Below are 20610 nucleotides of genomic sequence, written 5' to 3'. Positions count from 1 at the left end.
TATGAGCAACACCGGAGGAGTGCAGTGGCAGCCAACGACCGGGCATCATCACCCGGAAAGTCCGGCACAGGCTCCGGTAACGAAGCACTGATGCGGGCCGCGCTGAGCGCGGTCGCGCCCGGCACCGCGCTCCGCGACGGCCTGGAGCGCATCCTGCGCGGCAACACGGGCGGCCTGATCGTCCTCGGCCTGGACAAGACCGTCGACTCGATGTGTACGGGCGGCTTCGTCCTGGACGTCGAGTTCGCCGCGACGCGGCTGCGCGAGCTGTGCAAGCTCGACGGCGCGCTCGTCCTGGACAAGGACATCACCAAGATCCACCGGGCCGGTGTGCAGCTCGTGCCGGACGCGGGCATCCCCACCGAGGAGACCGGCACCCGCCACCGCACGGCGGACCGCGTCTCGAAGCAGTGCAACTACCCGGTGGTGTCGGTCAGCCAGTCCATGCGCCTGATCGCGCTGTACGTGAACGGCGAGCGCCGGGTCCTGGAGGAGTCGGCGGCGATCCTGTCCCGCGCGAACCAGGCGCTCGCCACCCTGGAGCGCTACAAGCTCCGCCTCGACGAGGTGGCGGGCACGCTGTCCGCCCTGGAGATCGAGGACCTGGTGACGGTGCGGGACGTCACCGCGGTCGCCCAGCGGCTGGAGATGGTGCGGCGCATCGCCACCGAAATCGCCGAGTACGTGGTCGAGTTGGGCACGGACGGGCGGCTGCTGTCCCTCCAGCTGGACGAGCTGATCGCCGGGGTCGAGCCCGAGCGGGAGCTGGTCGTACGGGACTACGTGCCCGAGCCCACCGCCAAGCGCTCCCGCACGGTGGACGAGGCGCTGCGCGAGCTCAACGACCTCACACACGCGGAGCTTCTCGAACTGCCGATAGTGGCACGGGCGTTGGGCTACAGCGGCTCGCCCGAGACGCTGGACTCTGCGGTGTCCCCGCGGGGCTACCGGCTCCTCGCGAAGGTGCCACGGCTGCCGGGGGCGATCATCGAGCGGCTGGTCGAGCACTTCGGGGGGTTGCAGAAGCTGCTGGCCGCCTCGGTGGACGACCTCCAGGCGGTCGACGGGGTCGGGGAGGCGCGGGCGCGGAGCGTGCGGGAGGGGCTCTCGCGGTTGGCCGAGTCTTCGATTCTGGAGCGGTACGTGTAGCTGGGGCCGGGGGGTTGCCCACCCGCCCGCCCGTTGCTCGGGGTTGGTTGGTTCCGGCCCCTGGGGCTCCGCCCCAGACCCCGTATCGCGCCTTAAGGGCGCTCGTCCTCAATCGCCGGACGGGCTGAAGTGCCCGATGCTGGCCCGTACCGAGGCATTCGGGGTCACCTACAGGGGCGCGGGGAACTGCGCGAGCAACCACGCACGGTCCGCGGACGAAAGCGGGGTTAGGGGCGCGGGGAACTGCGCGACCAGCCACGCTCGGCCCGCACCCGAAAGGCGGGGCTCGGGGCGCAGCCCCGGAAAGGCGGCCCATCCCCACTCCACCCCCGGAGGGTTGCGGGAAGGGGCGGGGAGGGGCAAAACCCCGGGGCCCGGGGCAGCGCCCCGGCGCGTCCCGTGGGGCTAGTCCTTGGCCAGGGCGAAGGAGGCCCGGGCCACCGGGAGACCGGGGAGGTGGGCCTCCAGGAGGTAGGTGCCGGGCGGGACCGCACCCGGCGAGCGAGTCGCACAGCCCGGCACGGACTTCGTACGGTCCCACTCCACGGTGTGGGTGATCGTCGAACCACCCGGCACCTGGAAGAAGGCACCCGCATCGCCCGACGCGCAGTCGTCCGTCGACCACACCCGGTCGTTCGCGGTGGACGTGACCGTCACCACCGCCCCCTTGGGCCCGAGGTCCGCCTTGCACGCCGACCCCGAGTTGTTCCTGAGGAGGATCTCGATACGGGGCTTCTCCCCCGGCTCGTACGAGGTCTTCGTGCTGCGCAGGGTCAGCGACAGCGCCCCCGGCGCACAGGTCGGCAGGCTGGAGTCCGCCGGAACCTGGCTGCCCGCGCTGCCGCCGCCGCCCGAACTCTCGCCCCCAGAACCGGAGTTGGCGCCGCCGGAGCCGCCGGAGCCCGTACTCGTGCCGCCGTCACCGGAGTTGGCGCCCCCGGAGCCGCCCGAACCGCCCGAACCGCCGCCGGAGCCGCCGGAACCTCCCGAGCCGCTCGACTCGTCGCGGCCGCCCGGTGCCGTGCTGATGGCGGGGCCGGAGCCCGAGGGGCCGGGGGTGATGGACTGCGTGGGGTTGGGGCCCTTGTCGTTGCCGCCGCCCTTGTTCCCGCTGCCGCCACCCGAAGTGACGGCCCATAGGACGAGAACGGCAAGCAGCGCGATCAAGGACAGCGCGACTGCCCTCCGTCGCCAATAGATGGAGGAGGGAAGCGGCCCGACCGGATTGCGCAGAGATCCCACGCACCGAACCTTACGAGAGATCGTGGCCAACTCCGGCCCCACCCGCCGCCACTCCGGCGAAGTTTTCCGGATCATCATCCCGGAGCGCCCCGCTCCGCGGTCCTGGCGCAGCCTCACGGCCGACTCGTGGTCACCCCCCATTCATGATTCATACTGTCGGTCACCATGGATAGTGAGCTCTACCGCAACATCACCGACTTCGCCCACGACATGCCGTCCTGGGTGCAGAGCTTCGTCGAGGTCTGGACGAAGCTCGGCCTGCTCCTCTTCGGCGTGCTGTTCGTCTGCGCCTGGTGGCGGGCCCGCCGCCGGGACACGACGGCGTTCGCCCTCGCCCTGCTCGCGCCGCTCGCGACCGCGGCCGCCTACCTGTGCAGCGAGGTGATCAAGTCGCTGATCGACGAGGAACGGCCCTGCCGGGCGGTGGCCGGCGCGGCGACCTCGCTGATCGCCTGCCCCGCCAACGGCGACTGGTCGTTCCCCTCGAACCACGCCACCATCGCGGGCGCGGCGGCCGTCGGCCTGGCCCTCGCCTGGTCGCGCATCTGGATGCTCACCGTCCCGATGGCCCTGGCGATGGCCTTCTCGCGGGTCTTCGTCGGGGTGCACTACCCGCACGACGTGGCGGTCGGCCTGGTGCTCGGCACGGTGGTCGCGCTGATCGTGGTGAAGCTCGGAACCCGGCCGGTGCGGGCCCTCGCCGAGTCGATGCGTACCAGCGACATCGGGGCCGTCGCCTGGTTCACCGGACCCGGCGCACGTGTGCACGCCAGGCAGCACGCACGCCGCTGAGGGCCGCTGCGCGCCCCCCTCGGGGCCCGAACATGCCAGGATCGGCTCTGCGATGAACATTCTGCCGACGATGCCCACCGTGACCACGCCCATGAACGAGACGAACCCGGCGGCCCCGGCCGCCGAGCCCGCCGTCCTCCACGAATCCGTCATCGGATGGTTCGGCGAACACGCCCGCGACCTGCCCTGGCGCCGCCCCGAAGCGGGCGCCTGGGGCGTGATGGTCAGCGAGTTCATGCTCCAGCAGACCCCGGTCAGCCGGGTCCTCCCGGTGTACGAGCAGTGGCTGGAGCGCTGGCCGCGCCCGGCCGACCTGGCCGCCGAGGCACCCGGCGAGGCGGTCCGCGCCTGGGGCCGGCTCGGCTACCCGCGCCGCGCGCTGCGGCTGCACGGCGCGGCCCTGGCCATAACGGAACGGCACGGCGGCGACGTACCGGCCGACCACGCGCAGCTGCTCGCGCTGCCCGGTATCGGCGAGTACACGGCGGCCGCGGTCGCCTCGTTCGCGTACGGGCAGCGCCACGCGGTCCTGGACACCAACGTCCGCCGGGTCTTCGCCCGGGCCGTCACCGGCGTGCAGTACCCGCCGACCGCCACCACCGCCGCCGAGCGGCGCCTGGCCCGCGCGCTGCTGCCCGAGGACGACGTGACGGCGGCCCGTTGGGCGGCCGCCTCCATGGAGCTCGGCGCGCTGGTCTGCACGGCGAAGAACGAGACGTGCGTGCGCTGCCCGATCGCCGCGCAGTGCGCCTGGCGGCTCGCCGGCAAACCCGCGCACCAGGGCCCGGCCCGCCGCGGCCAGACGTACGCGGGCACCGACCGCCAGGTGCGCGGCCGGCTTCTCGCGGTGCTGCGCGATGCCACCGGTTCCGTACCGCAGTCGGCGCTCGACGCGGTGTGGCACGAGCCGGTGCAGCGGGCCAGGGCGCTCGACGGGCTGGTCTCGGACGGTCTCGTCGAGCCGCTCGAAGACGGCTTCTACCGGCTGCCCCAGTCCTGAGGCCGCCCCCGCGCCTCGGCCGGGCCGCCTCCCACGCCTCGGCCCGGGCAACCCCGCGTCCGGGCCCGGGAACCCCCTGCCCTCAGCCTGCCCGGCTGTGTCCGTAACGCCCGAAAGAGCGGCGTTACCCCTGGAAAACGGCGGTAAACCTCGGCTGTTACACAACCGATGGCTCTCCGTGCGTCGGCCGACGGCTGCTCCGCACAGGCCCGTGACAAGTCCTCCGTAGGTTCATTCACGTAAGCGACCAGCAGGGCGAGCGGGACCAGCTCACGGGGATGACGGAGGCGGTTGGGTATGGCGCAGGGCGAGGTGCTTGAGTTCGAGGAGTACGTACGCACCCGGCAGGACGCGCTGCTGCGCAGTGCCCGGCGGCTCGTTCCGGACCCGGTGGACGCGCAGGACCTCCTGCAGACCGCGCTGGCCCGCACGTACGGCCGCTGGGACGGCATCGCCGACAAGACGCTGGCCGACGCGTACCTGCGCCGGGTCATGATCAACACCCGGACCGAGTGGTGGCGGGCCCGCAAGCTCGAAGAGGTTCCCACCGAGCAGCTGCCCGACGCCCGCGTCGAGGACGGCTCCGAGCAGCGCGCCGACCGCGCCCTCCTGATGGACATCCTGAAGGTGCTGGCCCCCAAGCAGCGCAGCGTCGTGGTGCTGCGACACTGGGAGCAGATGAGCACCGAGGAGACGGCCGCGGCCCTCGGCATGTCGGCCGGCACCGTCAAGAGCACGCTGCACCGGGCGCTGGCCCGGCTCCGCCAGGAGCTGGAGAGCCGCGAGCTGGACTTCCGTGCGCTGGAGCACGGTTACACGGGCGAGGTAAAGGGGCGGGAGCGGTGCGCGGCCTGAGCAGGCGGAGCGGGGGCGCTTTGACGGCGGGGACCACGGCACTGGCCGGGCTCTCCGCCCTCGGGCTGCTCATGGCCGGTTGTTCCACCGGCGGCACCGGCACCCGGGACGAGGGCGAGGCCCCCCGGTCCGACAAGGTCGCCCACGCCACACCGTCGCCGAGCGTCTCCTCCCCGGCGCCGTTCACCAAGGTCGACCCGGTACGCCTGCTCAAGGGCGACCCGAAGGTGAGCCCCCGGGTCAAGGCCGAGCTCAAGCCCTGTACCAAGGACGAGTACCCCATCGACGTGACGTACGGGCACCTGACCGGCACGACCGGCCAGGACGTCGTCGTGAACGTCATGAACTGCGCGGACGCGGTCGGCCTCGGCTCTTACGTCTACCGCGCGGCCGGGGCCTCGTACGACAACGTCTTCACCGCCGAGGAAACGCCGGTGTACGCCGAGATCGACCGCGGCGACCTGGTGGTGACCCGGCAGATGTACGCGCCCGGCGACAAGCCGGCCTTCGCCTCAAGCGAGGTCGTCACGACCTATCGCTGGTCCGGCGGCACGAACGGCAAATTCGCCCAGCAGGACCAGGTGGAGAACGACTACAGCAAGGCCGTCGACGGCAACGGGACCCCCGCGCCCGTCCCCGCCACTCCCTGAGCCGCCCGCCCGTGTCGGCAAGCGGCGCGGTGGGCATGCCGCAGACTGGTACTGCGCCCGGAGCCGTTCGCCAACACGAGAGCGGCGCCGAAGAACACCGAAGAACACCGAAGAACGCCGGAGAACGCCGGAGAACGCCGAAGCACACCGTACGACCTGCATGACCCGCATGACCTGCATGACCTGCAAGACCCGCACCACCGCACCACCGCCGGGCGCCGGAAGAGACCGCCGGAGAACTGAGAGAGCAGCGCGATGGCCGAGACCCATGTTCTGTTCGTCGAGGACGACGACGTCATCCGTGAAGCCACCCAGCTCGCCCTGGAGCGGGACGGCTTCACCGTGACCGCCATGCCCGACGGGCTCTCCGGCCTGGAGGCGTTCCGCGCCGACCGGCCGGACATCGCCCTGCTCGACGTGATGCTGCCGGGCCTCGACGGCGTCAGCCTGTGCCGCCGCATCCGCGACGAGTCGACCGTGCCGGTCATCATGCTGTCCGCGCGGGCCGACTCCATCGACGTCGTCCTCGGTCTGGAGGCCGGCGCGGACGACTACGTCACCAAGCCGTTCGACGGCGCCGTCCTGGTCGCCCGGATCCGCGCCGTGCTGCGCCGCTTCGGGCACGCGGGCGGGCCCGGCGCGACCACCGAGACGGCCGACGAGGCGCCCGAGCGCGGGGTGCTCGCCTTCGGTGACATCGAGATCGACACCGAGGGCATGGAGGTCCGCAAGCGCGGCGAGACCGTCGCCCTGACGCCGACCGAGATGCGGCTGCTGCTCGAATTCTCCTCGGCGCCGGGCACGGTCCTGTCCCGCGACAAGCTCCTGGAGCGGGTCTGGGACTACGGCTGGGGTGGCGACACCCGGGTCGTGGACGTCCACGTCCAGCGCCTGCGCACCAAGATCGGGCAGGACCGGATCGAGACCGTCCGTGGCTTCGGCTACAAGTTGAAGGCGTGATGGCCAAGTGAGGCGCCCCGCCGAAGCCGAACAGGAGCACCACGCATGAGGCGCTTCGCCCTGCGCACCGGCGTCCGCTGGCCCCATCACCCGGGGGCCAACCCCCGGACCCCCGGCCGCAGCCCTGCCGAAGCCGAACAGGAGCACCACGCATGAGGCGCTTCGCCCTGCGCACCGGCGTCCGCTGGAAGATCAGCATCGCCATTACGGCTGTGGGTGCGCTCACCGTCATGGCGCTCAGCCTCGTCGTGCACAACGCGGCCCGCGTCTCCATGCTCGACAACGCCCGCGAAGTGCAGATGGAGCGGCTCAACTTCGCGCAGAACTACTACGAGACGAGCAACAAGCGGGTCCGCTTCGGCACCAAGCTGAACGATCCCGCGCTGCCGCCCGCGCTGAAGTCCAAGGCACTGCAAGGGCGCAAGGTCTCCTCCGTGCAGGAGCGCGACAGCGGCCCGCCCGACATCTGGGCGGCGGTCCCGGTGGGCAACGGGGATGTCCTGTCGCTGCACTCCACCTTCACCGACCGCAGCTCCAACGTGATGGCCGACCTCGACCGGGCCCTGGTCATCGGCTCGGTCGCGGTCGTCTTCGGCGGCTGCGCGCTCGGCATCCTCATCGGCGGCCAGATCTCGCGCCGGCTGCGCAAGGCGGCGGACGCGGCCGGCAAGGTCGCCGAGGGCAACACGGACGTACGCGTACGGGACGCGATCGGCGGTTTCGTACGCGACGAGACCGACGAGCTGGCCCGCGCGGTCGACGCGCTCACCGACGCGCTCCAAGAGCGCATCGAGGCCGAGCGCCGGGTCACAGCGGACATCGCGCACGAGCTGCGCACCCCGGTCACCGGGCTGCTCACCGCCGCCGAACTCCTGCCCCCGGGCCGACCCACCGAGCTGGTGCGCAACCGGGCCCAGGCCATGCGCACGCTGGTCGAGGACGTGTTGGAGGTGGCCCGGCTCGACAGCGCGTCCGAGCGGGCCGAGTTGCAGGACGTGGCGCTCGGCGAGTTCGTGAGCCGCCGGGTCGCGGCCTTCGACCCCGAGGTGAAGGTGCGGGTCGTGCACGAGTCGTGGGTCAGCACCGACCCGCGCCGACTGGAACGCATCCTGGGCAATCTGCTCGGCAACGCCGCCAAGCACGGCGGGGGGCCGGTCGAAGTCACCGTCGAGGGCCGCGTCGTACGGGTCCGCGACCACGGGTCCGGCTTCCCGGAGGCGCTGCTCCGTGAGGGGCCGAGCCGGTTCCGTACCGGATCGAGCGACCGGGCGGGCAACGGGCACGGCCTGGGTCTGACGATCGCGGCGGGCCAGGCCAAGGTGCTCGGCGCCCGGCTGACCTTCCGCAACGCCGCCCCCGAGGGTGCCCCGAACGCGGCGGGCACCGGCGGGGCGATCGCCGTGCTCTGGCTGCCCGAGCACGCGCCGACCAACACGGGAAGCTTCCCCGTGCAGCCGCCGTCGTCGAAGAGCGCGCGTCAGGTGTAGCCGACGGGTGGGCGAACCGGGGGGCGCCAACGGCCAACAGTGGCAACACTGTTGACCATGCATCAGGGCCCACACACTTCGCCGTCCGATCCCCTATCGACATCGCCATCGCCCGTGCCGCCCGTGCCGCCCGAGTTGTCCGAGCCGGTGGAGCCGGTGGAGCCGGTGGAGCCGGTGGAGGCCGAACGGCGGGCGACCTGGTTCGAGCTGTTCTGCGACCTCGTGTTCGTCGCGGCCGTCGGCCAGATCACCCGGCGGATCAGCGCCGAGCCGACCCTGGGCTCGGTCGCGGCCGCGGCCGCCCTGTTCATACCGCTGTGGTGGACCTGGGTGCTGTACGCGGTCCGGGCCAACCGGGCCGACCGGGACGTCACCTCGCACCGGCTGCTGACCATGGCGGGGCTGGTCGCCGTGTGCGGGCTCGCGGTGTTCGTGGGCGGCGTGGGCCACTCCGACAGCGCGGACACCGGCTTCGCCCTCTCGTACCTCGGCGCGCGCCTCGGCGTCGCGCTGCTGTACGCCCTGGAGGCCCGGCGGGACCGGCGACTGGTCCCGCTGCTGCGCTCCTTCGTCACGGGGTCGGCGCTGTCCGCGCCGATCTGGGCGGGCGGCGCGCTGCTCGCCCCGGCGGGGGCGGCGCGGTACGGGATCTGGGCCGGCGGAATGGCCGTCGACCTGGCGATCCCGCTGCTCTCGGGGAGCCGGATCGCACGGGCCCCGCACCACAGCGAGCATCTGCGGGAACGCTTCGGCCTGTTCACCATCATCGTGCTCGGTGAGTCGGTGCTCGGCTTCACCAACGGGCTCGTCCAGGCGCGTACGGCCGGCTCCGCGATGGTGACCGGGGCGGCGGCGTTCGCGCTGTGCGCCTGCCTGTGGTGGTCCTACTTCAGCGCGAGCGGTACGCGGCCGGGTGCGCACGCCGAACTCGCCGACAGCCCACGGCTGTTGAACACGTACGTCCTGGGCCATCTGCCCGTGCAGCTCGGACTCGCGGTGGCCGGTGGAGCGGTCGGTACGGCCGTACTCGGCTCGGGCAGCCGGCTCACGACCGCGCTCGCGCTGTGCGTGCTGGGCGGGGTCGCGCTGTTCCTGGTCTCCACGGCGGCGGTGCGGGTCGCCTTCACGGGGGTGGGGGATCCGGTGGTACGCCTCCGTCTGGTGACGGCGCTCCTCATCGCGGCGCTGGTGCCGGCGGCGGGGCGGGTTCCGGTGTGGGCGATGCTGGCCGGGCCTGCCTTGCTGCTCGCCCTGTCCGTGGCGGCGGAGGCGCCGAGTCATCGCCGCCGCGTTGCCGAGACGGCCTGAGCGGGGGCCGCCTGGGGCTCCGCCCGGGGTCGGGGGGTTGCCCACCCGCCCGCCCGTTGCTCGGGGTTGGTTGGTTCCGCGCCTCCTGGGGCTGCGCCCCAGACCCCGGGGGGTTTGCCCGCCCTCCCACCCGTGACGGGGGCTGAAGGGTTCGGGCCCCTGGGGCTGCGCCCCAGACCCCCTGAGGGGCTGCGCCCCTCGAACCCCCGCAGGGGGCTGCGCCCCCTGCACCCCCTTCGGGGCTCCGCCCCGGACCCCGTATCTCGCCTGAACGGCGCTCGTCCTCAAACGCCGGACGGGCTGAAGTGCCCGATGCCGGCCCGTATCGATCAGCCGCACGGGCTGGAGATGCCTCCACCGGCCCCTACCGATCAGCCGGACAGGCTGAAGTGCCCGATGCAGGCCAGCACCGAGGCCTCTAGGGGAGCGGGGAACTGCGCGACCAGCCACCCACGATCCGCAGACGAACCAACCAGCAGGCCCGGGACGCAGCCCCCGGAAACCCACCCACCCCCACCCAACCCCACCCCCGGAGGGTTGCGGGAAGGGGCGGGGAGGGGCAAAACCCCAGGGCAGCACCCCAACGCACTCAGATCCACCCGGACCCCCGGACCAACACGAGCCAGGGCCGAAAAAAGCCGCCTCCCCACCCCCACCCGCACGCACTCACTCACGCACGCGGAAGAAGACGGTGGCGGCAAAGCCACCCGGGGCCCGAGCCAGGCCACCAGGCGGCTCAGCCGAACCAGAGCATCCCGGACCGGAGCCCAGCCAAGGGATCACAGAGCGGCGGAGCCAAACCGCCCCGGGCGAGCTGTCGCATCCCGACCGGAGCCCAACCAAAGCCGTCGGGAGCCCAGCCAAGCCCTCCCGGGCCGGAGCCCAGCCAAAGCCGTCCCGGAGCCCAGCCAAGTGATCCCGGAGCAGCAGAGCCAAACCGCCCCGGCCGAGCCAAGGCATCCGGGTCTGGACCCGGGCCCGAACCCTGGCCCGGACCCGGACCCGGCCCCGGCCCGGGCTACAGCACCGGCTCCGACAGCGGCGCCGCGTCCACCGGGGCCTTGCCCGGCTCGGGGGTCGGGGCGGCACCCCGCAGGGGGACCTCCTTGACGAAGAGGGCCGCCACGAACATGGCCACCGCGATGATCGAACCGACCAGGAACGTCCCGTGCGTACCGGAGGACACCGCGTACTGGTACGCCTCCCGCACCGGCGCGGGCAGCTTCATCAGGCTCGGGCGGTCCAGCTGCGCCGAGGCCAGATTCCCCGCGCCGGCACCGAGCCGCCGCACCATCTCGTCGCCCACCCGGTTCGTGAAGATCGCGCCCATGATCGAGACGCCGAAGGACGAGCCGAGCGTACGGAAGAGGGTCGTGGAGGACGAGGCGACGCCCATGTCCTTCATTTCGACGCTGTTCTGCGCGACCAGCATCGTGATCTGCATCAGGAAGCCCATGCCCGCGCCGAGCACGGCCATGTAGACGCCGGACATGAACCGCGTCGTGGTGGTGTCCATCGTGGACAGCAGGAACAGGCCGACGACGACGAGCGCGCCGCCCACGATCGGGAAGATCTTGTACTTGCCGCTGTTGGTGGTGACCCGGCCCGCGATCAGCGAGACGGCCATCATCGAAAGCAGCATCGGGAGCAGCAGCAGACCGGAGTTGGTGGCGGAGGCGCCCTGCACGGACTGCTGGTACAGCGGCAGGAACAGCATGGCGCCGAACATCACGAAGCCGGTGAGGAAGCCGATGCCGGACATCAGCGAGAAGTTGCGGTTGCGGAAGATGTGCAGCGGCAGGATCGGCTCGGCGGCCTTCGTCTCGACGAAGAGGAAGCCGACGATCGCGAGGACGCCGAGCACGATGAGCCCGATGATGGTCCCGGAGCCCCAGGCGTACTGCGAGCCGCCCCAGGTGGTGACCAGGACGATCGAGGTGATGCCGATGGTCAGCAGGATCGTGCCGAGGTAGTCGATCCGGCCGCGGGACCGCTTCTTGGGCAGGTGCAGCACGGCGGTGACCATGGCGAGTGCGACCGCGCCGAGCGGGATGTTGATGTAGAAGGTCCAGCGCCAGCCGAGGTGGTCGGTAATGGCGCCGCCGACCAGCGGGCCGCCGATCATGGCGAGCGCCATGACGCCGGCCATCATGCCCTGGTACTTGCCGCGCTCGCGGGGCGGTATGAGGTCACCGATGATCGCCATGACGCCGACCATCAGACCGCCCGCGCCCAGACCCTGGATCGCGCGGAAGCCGATGAGCTGGCTCATGTCCTGGGCCATGCCGCTGAGCGCGGAGCCGATCAGGAAGATCACGATGGAGGTGAGGAAGGCGCCCTTGCGCCCGTACATGTCGCCGAGCTTGCCCCAGATCGGCGTGGACGCGGCGGTGGCCAGGGTGTAGGCCGTCACCACCCACGACAGGTGCTCAAGTCCGCCGAGCTCGCCCACGATCGTCGGCATCGCCGTGTTCACGATCATGTTGTCGAGCATGGCGAGCAGCATCGCGATCATGAGCGCGAGCAGCACGACCCGCACGCTGCGCGGCTGCGGTCCGTCGGTCACCCCCGGGTCCGCCGCCTGTTCTTTAGGTATCCCCGTCGCCATCGTCCCCAACTCCCTGAAACCTGCCGTCCACCGGATGAGGCACTTACTTGCCGCCCGGCTAGTTACCACTACACTGGGGAAGGTAGACCGTAACTAGCCGGGCGTCAAGTAAGTACATGGCTCACGGCACGGCCGCCGGGGGACGGCGGCCGTACGCATTCGGGAGAGCGGCATGGCCAGAGGAAACACCCGCCAGCGGATCCAGGACGTGGCCCTGGAGCTCTTCGGTGAGCAGGGGTACGAGAAGACCTCGCTGCGTGAGATCGCCGAGCGGCTGGATGTGACGAAGGCGGCGCTCTACTACCACTTCAAGACCAAGGAAGACATCATCATCAGCCTCTTCCAGGACCTCACCAGGCCCATGGACGAGGTGATCGAGTGGGGCCGGACCCAGCCGGGCACCCTCGACGTCAAACTGGAGATCCTGCGCCGCTACAGCGAGGCCCTCTTCGGGGCGGAGCCGCTGTTCCGGTTCATGCAGGAGAACCAGGCGACCATGCGCGAGCTGAGCATCGGCGAGATGTTCAAGGAGCGGATGCACGCGATGGTCGACCTGCTGAAGGACCCGGACGCCTCGATGGCCGACCGGATCCGGTGCTTCACGGCGCTGTTCTCGATGCACGCCGGGATGTTCGTCCTCAAGGACATGGAGGGCGACCCCGAGGAGAAGCGCGTCAGCGTCCTTGAGGTCGCCAGCGACCTGGTCACCCAGGCCCACCACAACTCGCCCCGGATCTAGGCGAGTCGAGGGGCGGTCGAGTGGCCGCGACGGTCAGACGGTGACGCCGACCGTGCGCAGGAAGGCGACGGGGTTGACGGCCGAGCCGTAGTTCGGCGACGTGCGGATCTCGAAGTGCAGGTGCGGGCCACTGGAGTTGCCGGTGTTGCCGGAGAGCGCGATCCGCTCGCCGGTGCCCACGCTCTGCCCGACGCGCACCTTGATCTTCGACAGGTGGGCGTACTGCGAGTACGTGTTGTTGGCGTGCCGGACCACGACGGCGTTGCCGTAGGCGGGGCCGTCACCGGCGCCGACCGGGCCGGCCTTGACGACGGTGCCGGCGTGCGCGGCGAGGACCGGCGTGCCGCTGGGCACCGCGAAGTCCTGTCCGGAGTGCTTGTGCGACCACATCGAACCGCCCAGGCCGAAGCTGGCGCTCAGCGTGTAGCGCGAGACCGGGTGCACCCAGGAGGCGGCCTTGGCGGCGGCGGCCTGCTTGACCGCGGCGGCGGCCTTGGTCTGCGCCTTGGCCTGGTCGGCGACGGCGGAGGTGGTGACCGAGGTCGGGGCGAGCGACGCGGAGTCGGCGGCCGCGGCACCCGCGCCGAGGAGCGTCGCGGCCCCCGTTCCGGCGGCGACGGCGGCGATCGCCACGGCGCGCAGGCGGAACGCGGACGGGCGGACGGTCTGGGACAGGGTGCGCTGAGGCATGCGGGAGCTCTTCCTTACGGCGACAGGGGAATCCGCCGAGTGCGACCCAAGACTGAGTTCCGGCGGCATGCGCGGACCCGGCACGCACAGCGGCACACCGGGTCGGCCTCACCTTGGTAACCCAAGCCCCCATCTCCGCCCAAAACGCCCATCTACTAACGAAAGCCGTAACGATCAGACGGGGAATACGTCCGATGCGCGGCCAACGCCCCCTAAGGCGCGTAGTAGGGCTGCCGGACCCTGTGTGCCTTGTCACCGCCGGCGGACCCAAGCCCATGCCCCTGGTCCTTCCCTTTCGGGACCCAGGTCCACCCGGCCCGGCCTTTCCCTTACGGGACCCAGGTCCACCCGGCCCGGTCCTTCCTTTACGCGACCCAGGTCCACCCGGCCCCGGCGGTCGGCTCGGCGTGATCGGCCGTCCGCACCCCAGCCGCCGAGGCCGTCCGCACCCCAGCCGCCGAGGCCGTCCCGAACCCACCGCCCCCTCCGGACCCTGTCCCAACTCCCCCGTCCAGCGCGAGAATTGAGACCGACGAGGGGACAGCGCCATGGCCGACGACACGCACACATCCGACGGGTTCGACGGGATCGAACTGGCCGACGCCATCGAGTCCGTACGCGACCAGCTCACCGAGGCGGCCGCGCGGGCCTCCGGGCACGACCTGGTCTTCGAACTCGGCGACATCCAGATGGAGTTCACCCTTGAGCTCCGCAAAGAGATCAAGGGCGGACTCAAGGTGCGGGCCTGGGTGGTGGACGCGGGCGCCGACGCCGGGCGAGCTACGGGGCGTACCCACAAGGTGGCCTTCACCCTGAAGCCGCACGCCGCCGCCGACGGCTCCGCCTGGCGGGTCGGCAACGACCGGCCGGGCGGGAGCTTCGGGGCCGGACCGCGATGAGCGGCGCCTTACCCACGACCGCCGACCGCGTCGTGGCCGTGCTCTCCGACGGGCGCCAGGGCAGCGGGGTCATCGTCTCGCCATGGCTGGTGCTCACCTGTGCGCACAATCTGGTGGGCGGTCCGCCGACCCGGCTCGCGCACCCCTCCCTCGGCGAGATGACCGCCCAAGTCCTGTGGCAGAACGACGAGTTGGATGCCGCACTGCTCTACAGCGACGAGGAGCTGCTGCCCGGTCTGCTGCGGCTCGGCAGCGTCGACACCGCACAGTCGCTGCCGGGCTGCGAGATCATCGGCTTCCCCGACATCCAGCGCTACGGCGCCGACCACCACCTCGACTACGACCAGTTCGTCGGCACGGTCCTGCCGGTCGCGGGCAGTCTGCGCGACGACCTGGTCTGCGAACTGCACCGGCCGCCCGCCACCGAACGCGCCGACGGCAGCTCTCCGCTCGCGGGCCTGTCGGGCGCCCCGCTGTTCGCGGCGGCGACCCTGCTCGGCCTGGTCAAGGAGATCCCGCGCGGGCGCGGCCACCGCAGGGTGGTGTGCGTGCCGCTGCGGGGCATCTTCGCCTCGGACGGCTTCCGCGCCGCGTTCGCCACCCTGGCCACGCCCACCCCGCTCGAACTGGTCACCGGCGTACCACCGGAGGACCAGAGCTACGAGCACGAGTACGCGGAGGCCATCGGCGCCTCGTACCGCAAGACGAAGATCTTCGGCCTGGACGAGCTGAACAAGCGGGACTCCGAGTGGGACCTGGACACCGCCTACCTCAGCCTGGAGGCGAGACCCAAGGCCACCGAGCCGCCGCAGGCGGGCCGCCCCCTGATGGACAGCTCCCCCCAGCGCATCGACGCCCTGCTCGCCTCCCGCCCACGCGTCCTCATCCGGGGCGAGGCCGGCGCCGGCAAGACCACCCTGGTGTGGTGGCTGGCGGCGCACGCCGCGGCCGGCCGGCTCGGCCCCGGGCTCGCCGATCTCAACGCGCTCATCCCGTTCGTGGTGCCGCTGCGCACCCTGCGCGCCCAGGGCGCCACCTTCCCGCTGCCCGCCCAACTCCCCACCGCCGCACGGCTCGTGGTGGACGCGGCACCGGAGGGCTGGGCCGGGCGGGTGCTGAAGACCGGGCAGGCGCTGCTCCTGGTGGACGGGCTCGACGAAGTACCGCAGGAGGACCGCGAGGAGGCCCACCGCTGGCTCGCCGCCCTCCTGGACCGCTACCCGCGCACCCGCTGCGTGGTGACGGTACGGCCGATGGCGGTCGAGCCGGACTGGCTGAAGTACGCGGGCTTCGAGGAGCTGCGGCTGCTGCCGATGAACGACGAGGACATCACCGCCTTCATCGCCGCCTGGCACCGCGCGGCCCGGCTCGACAGCGGCCCGCACGAGGACCTGGACGAGCTGGAGCGCGACCTGTCCGAACAGTTCAAGCAGAACAGCACCCTCAAGGGCCTCGCCCGCACTCCCCTGTTGTGCGCGGTGATCTGCGCCCTGCACCGGCTGCGCCAGGGCTTCCTGCCCGACACCCGCTGGAAACTGTACGAGGCGGCCCTGCGGATGCTGCTCGGCAACCGGGACCAGCAGCGCAAGGTCGAGGCGCCCGAGGGCATCGAGATCAGCGCCGAGGAGTGCACCGAACTTCTCCAGCGGATAGCGGTGTGGCTGGTGCGCGAGGGCCAGTCGGAGTTCTCCCGCGACCAGGCGCTGCGCCAGCTCAAACGGGCCCTTTCCGGCATGGAGAACGTACGCGGCCAGGGCACCCCCGAGGACGTCCTGCGCCACCTCCTCAACCGCAGCGGGCTGCTCCAGGAACGCGCCGACGACGTCTTCCAGTTCACCCACCGCACCTTCCAGGACTTCCTCGCCGCCAAGGAGTTCGTGGAGGACGGACACCTGGGCGAGCTGCTCCGGCACGCCTCGGAGGAGCAGCAGTGGCAGGACGTGATCCTGCTCGCCGCCGGCCACTGCGGCCGCCGCGACCGGCCCGTCCTCGTCAACGGTCTGCTCGACGCGGGCTCCCGGCGCCGCTCCCACCAGGACAAGGCCAAGATCCATGTTCTCGCGGCCCGTTGCGCCCAGCATGCCGCCTATCTCGACGAGACGACCGCCCGCCGGGTCCGCGAACACATCGCGGCGCTGCTTCCGCCCCGCGACCTGGAGACCGTCACGCTGCTCGCGCGGCTCGGCCCGTCCGTCCTCGGCCACCTCCCGGACCCGGCCACCACCTCGGCCGAGGCCCTCGGGCACGTCGTCGGGCTCATCAACCGGGTCGGCAACGCGGAGGCCATCGAGCACGCCCGTGCCTGGTCGGCCGCGCACCCGGACGCGGTCGACCTGTTCGCCTCCGAGTGGTCGCGCTATCCCGCCGAGCGCTACGCCCGCGAAGTCCTCGCCCACCTCGACCTGCGGGAGGCCCGGCTGCACGTGGAGACCCGCTGGCAGCTCGCCCAGCTCCCGCACGTGCCCGACGCCCGCCGGCTGTGGATCACCGTTCCGCCCGACCTCACGGCGGACGAGCTGCACACCGCGCTGCGCGGACGCGAGGTGGCGGCCCTGCGGCTGAACGGCACCGAGCGCCTGCGGGACCTCGCCTTCCTGCGGGACAGCGCGGAGCGCCTGGCGGACCTGGAGGTGCTGCGGGGCTCGGGCCTGCGCGACCTGACCCAGCTGGCCCGGCTGCCGCGCCTCACCTCGCTCGGGCTGCTCGACGTGTCCGCGCAGGAGGTCGACCTCTCGCCGCTCGGCGAGGTCCCGGCGCTGCGCACGCTGCTGTTCGGCAGCAGCACCGATCTGCACCTCGCCCAGCTCCCGGTCCTGAGCCACGTCACCACCCTGCATCTGGAGGCGGACCAGGTGGCCGGCTTCGACGCCCTGAGCCGCTGGCCGGCCCTCAGCCATCTGGAGCTCGCCCCCTCCTCGTCGGCGACCACCCGGCGGCTCCTGGCCTACGTGCGGGGGCGGTCCGGCATCATCCGGCTCGGGGTCGCGCTGAGCTCGGTGGCCGCGCTCGCCGGGGTGGCCCCGCTGCCCAGCGTCCGCCACCTCGACCTGTGGCTCGCCAACTCCGACGGCGATCTCGGCGCGGTCCTGGCGGCGTTCCCGACGCTGACGACGGTGGACCTGGCGGTCGGCACCGTACAGGCCGGCTCGTGGAACCCGGGCGCGCTGCTGCGCCACCCGGGCCTGACGGTCACCGTCAACGGCGGCCCGCTGGCCCCGTGAAGCACCGGCAGGAGACCGTGCGAAAAAGGGGCTGCCCCGGTCCGTACGTGAAGTACGAGCCGGGGCAGCCCCTTCGGGCGAGGCCTCCGGGGAGGACTACGCCTCCTTGCTCAGGTTCGGACCGCCGCCGGCGGCCGCGTCCTCGATCGGCGGGACGTCGGGCAGAGCCGACTTCTCCTCGCCGCGGAAGGTGAACTTCTTCTCCTCACCCTCGCCCTCGGTGCCGATGACCACGATGTGACCGGGGCGCAGCTCACCGAAGAGGATCTTCTCGGAGAGGATGTCCTCGATCTCCCGCTGGATCGTCCGGCGCAGCGGCCGGGCGCCCATGATCGGGTCGTAGCCCTTCTTGGCGAGCAGCGACTTGGCCTCGGCGTTGAGCTCGATGCCCATGTCGCGGTCCTTGAGGCGCTCGTCCACCTTGTCGATCATGAGGTCGACGATCTGGATGATGTCTTCCTCGGTCAGCTGGTGGAAGACCACGGTGTCGTCGACACGGTTGAGGAACTCGGGGCGGAAGTGCTGCTTCAGCTCCTCGTTGACCTTGGCCTTCATCCGGTCGTAGCCGGTCTTGACGTCACCCTGGGCGGCGAAGCCCAGGTTGAAGCCCTTGGAGATGTCCCGGGTCCCGAGGTTGGTCGTCATGATGATGACCGTGTTCTTGAAGTCCACGACCCGGCCCTGGGAGTCGGTCAGCCGACCGTCTTCCAGAATCTGGAGCAGGGAATTGAAGATATCGGGGTGGGCCTTCTCGACCTCGTCGAAGAGGACGACGGAGAACGGCTTGCGGCGCACCTTCTCGGTGAGCTGGCCGCCCTCTTCGTAACCCACGTAACCGGGGGGCGAACCGAAGAGGCGGGAAACCGTGTGCTTCTCGCTGAACTCCGACATGTCGAGGGAGATCAGCGCGTCCTCGTCACCGAAGAGGAATTCCGCCAGCGTCTTCGACAGCTCGGTCTTACCGACACCGGACGGGCCGGCGAAGATGAACGAACCACCGGGACGCTTCGGGTCCTTCAGACCGGCACGCGTACGACGGATCGCCTGCGAGAGCGCCTTGATGGCGTCCTTCTGGCCGATGACGCGCTTGTGCAGCTCGTCCTCCATGCGGAGCAGCCGCGAGGACTCCTCCTCGGTGAGCTTGAAGACCGGGATGCCCGTGGCCGTGGCCAGCACCTCGGCGATCAGCTCGCCGTCGACCTCGGCGACGACGTCCATGTCGCCGGCCTTCCACTCCTTCTCGCGCTTGGCCTTCGCGGCGAGCAGCTGCTTCTCCTTGTCGCGGAGAGAGGCCGCCTTCTCGAAGTCCTGGGAGTCGATGGCCGACTCCTTGTCACGGCGCACGCCCGCGATCTTCTCGTCGAACTCGCGGAGGTCCGGCGGCGCGGTCATCCGGCGGATGCGCATCCGGGAACCGGCCTCGTCGATCAGGTCGATCGCCTTGTCCGGCAGGAAGCGGTCCGAGATGTACCGGTCGGCCAGCGTCGCGGCCTGGACGAGGGCCTCGTCCGTGATCGAGACGCGGTGGTGGGCCTCGTAGCGGTCGCGCAGACCCTTGAGGATCTCGATGGTGTGCGGCAGCGACGGCTCGGCGACCTGGATGGGCTGGAAGCGGCGCTCAAGAGCGGCGTCCTTCTCCAGGTGCTTGCGGTACTCGTCGAGCGTGGTGGCACCGATGGTCTGGAGCTCACCGCGGGCCAGCATCGGCTTGAGGATGCTCGCCGCGTCGATCGCGCCCTCGGCGGCACCCGCACCCACCAGGGTGTGGAGCTCGTCGATGAACAGGATGATGTCGCCGCGGGTGCGGATCTCCTTGAGGACCTTCTTCAGGCGCTCCTCGAAGTCACCGCGGTAGCGGGATCCGGCGACCAGGGCGCCGAGGTCCAGCGTGTAGAGGTGCTTGTCCTTGAGCGTCTCGGGCACCTCGCCCTTGACGATCGCCTGGGCCAGACCCTCGACGACGGCGGTCTTGCCGACGCCGGGCTCGCCGATGAGGACCGGGTTGTTCTTGGTACGGCGCGACAGGACCTGCATGACGCGCTCGATCTCCTTCTCGCGCCCGATGACCGGGTCGAGCTTGGATTCGCGAGCGGCCTGCGTCAGGTTGCGGCCGAACTGGTCGAGCACCAGGGACGTGGAGGGGGTGCCCTCCGCAGGGCCGCCGGCCGTGGCGGCTTCCTTGCCCTGGTAGCCGGAGAGCAGCTGGATGACCTGCTGCCGCACCCGGTTGAGATCGGCGCCCAGCTTCACCAGGACCTGGGCGGCGACGCCCTCGCCCTCGCGGATCAGGCCGAGCAGGATGTGCTCGGTGCCGATGTAGTTGTGGCCGAGCTGGAGGGCCTCGCGGAGCGACAGCTCCAGGACCTTCTTGGCACGGGGCGTGAAGGGGATGTGCCCGGACGGGGCCTGCTGGCCCTGACCGATGATCTCCTCCACCTGCTGGCGGACCGCCTCGAGCGAAATCCCGAGGCTCTCCAGGGCCTTAGCGGCGACACCCTCACCCTCGTGGATCAGGCCCAGGAGAATGTGCTCGGTGCCGATGTAGTTGTGGTTGAGCATCCGGGCTTCTTCCTGAGCCAGGACGACAACCCGCCGCGCGCGGTCGGTGAACCTCTCGAACATCGTTAATCGCTCCTCAGAGCGGTCGGGCAGTAAGGGGGCGGTCCCCTCCCTGTCCTTCCGCATGCTAGTCCCGCAGGGCGGGACAGCTCATTCCAACTGCCGACACCCGTTCAATGCCTCCCGGCCCGAACAGCCGACAACTGCTCCAACCCGATGGTGCGAGACGATGTTCCCGCAGGCCAGACAGATACCCCTGTCTCCAGTACGCCGATGGCGAACGTGAGACCGCCTGGCGAGCGTGTCGCCCCTCCCCACTAGGAATGTCTTACCCGCCCGCACTGACACTCCATGCGAAAGACCCCGGTTCCGTAAGCTACGGGCGAACAACCTTGCGCCCGCCCATCCCCCGGGGCGCCGCACAATTGCCGACGGAGCGCGTTCGTACGGA

At 71.1% G+C, this 20610-nt stretch carries 15 protein-coding genes; 11 read left to right on the top strand and 4 right to left on the bottom strand.

Going from position 1 to position 20610, the window contains the following annotated elements; translation table 11 throughout:
• Nucleotides 1–24: 24 nt before the first annotated feature.
• Complete coding sequence (gene disA / locus ACFYNP_RS23160; RefSeq protein ID WP_100577656.1) at nucleotides 25–1149, top strand: DNA integrity scanning diadenylate cyclase DisA; 1125 nt, start codon at nucleotides 25–27, stop codon at nucleotides 1147–1149.
• Nucleotides 1150–1554: 405 nt separating this feature from the next.
• On the opposite strand, the gene ACFYNP_RS23155 is transcribed toward disA, so the two are convergent.
• Nucleotides 1555–2391, bottom strand: coding sequence for a hypothetical protein (locus ACFYNP_RS23155; protein WP_388787741.1), 837 nt, complete (start codon nucleotides 2389–2391; stop codon nucleotides 1555–1557).
• Nucleotides 2392–2556: 165 nt separating this feature from the next.
• Here ACFYNP_RS23155 and ACFYNP_RS23150 point away from each other — a divergent pair, with 165 nt between their 5' ends.
• From ACFYNP_RS23150 to ACFYNP_RS23120, 7 genes are all read left to right on the top strand, one after another.
• Complete coding sequence (locus tag ACFYNP_RS23150; protein WP_388787739.1) at nucleotides 2557–3183, top strand: phosphatase PAP2 family protein; 627 nt, start codon at nucleotides 2557–2559, stop codon at nucleotides 3181–3183.
• Between the two features lie 91 nt (nucleotides 3184–3274).
• On the top strand, nucleotides 3275–4183 hold the full coding sequence (locus ACFYNP_RS23145) for an A/G-specific adenine glycosylase (protein ID WP_388420343.1): 909 nt from the start codon (nucleotides 3275–3277) through the stop codon (nucleotides 4181–4183).
• A gap of 297 nt (nucleotides 4184–4480) precedes the next feature.
• Complete coding sequence (locus ACFYNP_RS23140) at nucleotides 4481–5038, top strand: SigE family RNA polymerase sigma factor (protein WP_100577659.1); 558 nt, start codon at nucleotides 4481–4483, stop codon at nucleotides 5036–5038.
• A 20-nt stretch (nucleotides 5039–5058) separates the two neighbouring features.
• Nucleotides 5059–5688, top strand: coding sequence for a hypothetical protein (locus ACFYNP_RS23135; RefSeq protein WP_388787736.1), 630 nt, complete (start codon nucleotides 5059–5061; stop codon nucleotides 5686–5688).
• Between the two features lie 255 nt (nucleotides 5689–5943).
• The gene (gene cseB, locus ACFYNP_RS23130) at nucleotides 5944–6648 is read left to right on the top strand and encodes a two-component system response regulator CseB (RefSeq protein WP_388420323.1); all 705 of its coding nucleotides are present in this window, start codon (nucleotides 5944–5946) and stop codon (nucleotides 6646–6648) included.
• A gap of 152 nt (nucleotides 6649–6800) precedes the next feature.
• Nucleotides 6801–8135 carry a two-component system sensor histidine kinase CseC gene (gene cseC, locus ACFYNP_RS23125; protein ID WP_388420322.1) on the top strand — a complete coding sequence of 445 codons (1335 nt, stop codon included), beginning with the start codon at nucleotides 6801–6803 and terminating at the stop codon, nucleotides 8133–8135.
• A 123-nt stretch (nucleotides 8136–8258) separates the two neighbouring features.
• Nucleotides 8259–9443, top strand: a complete 1185-nt coding sequence (locus ACFYNP_RS23120) for a low temperature requirement protein A (RefSeq protein WP_388787733.1) — start codon at nucleotides 8259–8261, stop codon at nucleotides 9441–9443.
• Between the two features lie 1018 nt (nucleotides 9444–10461).
• On the opposite strand, the gene ACFYNP_RS23115 is transcribed toward ACFYNP_RS23120, so the two are convergent.
• Entirely contained in the window at nucleotides 10462–12051 is a 1590-nt protein-coding gene (locus ACFYNP_RS23115) for an MDR family MFS transporter (RefSeq protein ID WP_388420320.1), read from the bottom strand.
• Between the two features lie 172 nt (nucleotides 12052–12223).
• On the opposite strand from ACFYNP_RS23115, the gene ACFYNP_RS23110 reads away from it, so the two are divergent.
• Entirely contained in the window at nucleotides 12224–12790 is a 567-nt protein-coding gene (locus ACFYNP_RS23110) for a TetR/AcrR family transcriptional regulator (protein WP_388787730.1), read from the top strand.
• Nucleotides 12791–12823: 33 nt separating this feature from the next.
• Here the strand turns inward: ACFYNP_RS23110 and ACFYNP_RS23105 are convergent, their stop codons facing one another.
• Nucleotides 12824–13480 (bottom strand): M23 family metallopeptidase, encoded by a 657-nt coding sequence (locus tag ACFYNP_RS23105; protein ID WP_388787727.1) that lies wholly within the window; start codon nucleotides 13478–13480, stop codon nucleotides 12824–12826.
• Between the two features lie 548 nt (nucleotides 13481–14028).
• Here ACFYNP_RS23105 and ACFYNP_RS23100 point away from each other — a divergent pair.
• On the top strand, nucleotides 14029–14379 hold the full coding sequence (locus tag ACFYNP_RS23100) for a trypco2 family protein (RefSeq protein WP_388787724.1): 351 nt from the start codon (nucleotides 14029–14031) through the stop codon (nucleotides 14377–14379).
• On the top strand, nucleotides 14376–17600 hold the full coding sequence (locus ACFYNP_RS23095; RefSeq protein ID WP_388787721.1) for an NACHT domain-containing protein: 3225 nt from the start codon (nucleotides 14376–14378) through the stop codon (nucleotides 17598–17600). Before ACFYNP_RS23100 ends, ACFYNP_RS23095 begins: the two co-directional genes overlap by 4 nt.
• A 96-nt stretch (nucleotides 17601–17696) precedes the next feature.
• Here ACFYNP_RS23095 and ACFYNP_RS23090 read toward each other — a convergent pair whose 3' ends face one another.
• Complete coding sequence (locus ACFYNP_RS23090; protein WP_120722094.1) at nucleotides 17697–20222, bottom strand: ATP-dependent Clp protease ATP-binding subunit; 2526 nt, start codon at nucleotides 20220–20222, stop codon at nucleotides 17697–17699.
• Between the last annotated feature and the right edge of the window lie 388 nt (nucleotides 20223–20610).

This window comes from Streptomyces sp. NPDC006691 (assembly GCF_042869955.1).
Lineage (GTDB): Bacteria > Actinomycetota > Actinomycetes > Streptomycetales > Streptomycetaceae > Streptomyces.
This window is presented reverse-complemented; position numbering and strand designations above follow the sequence as displayed.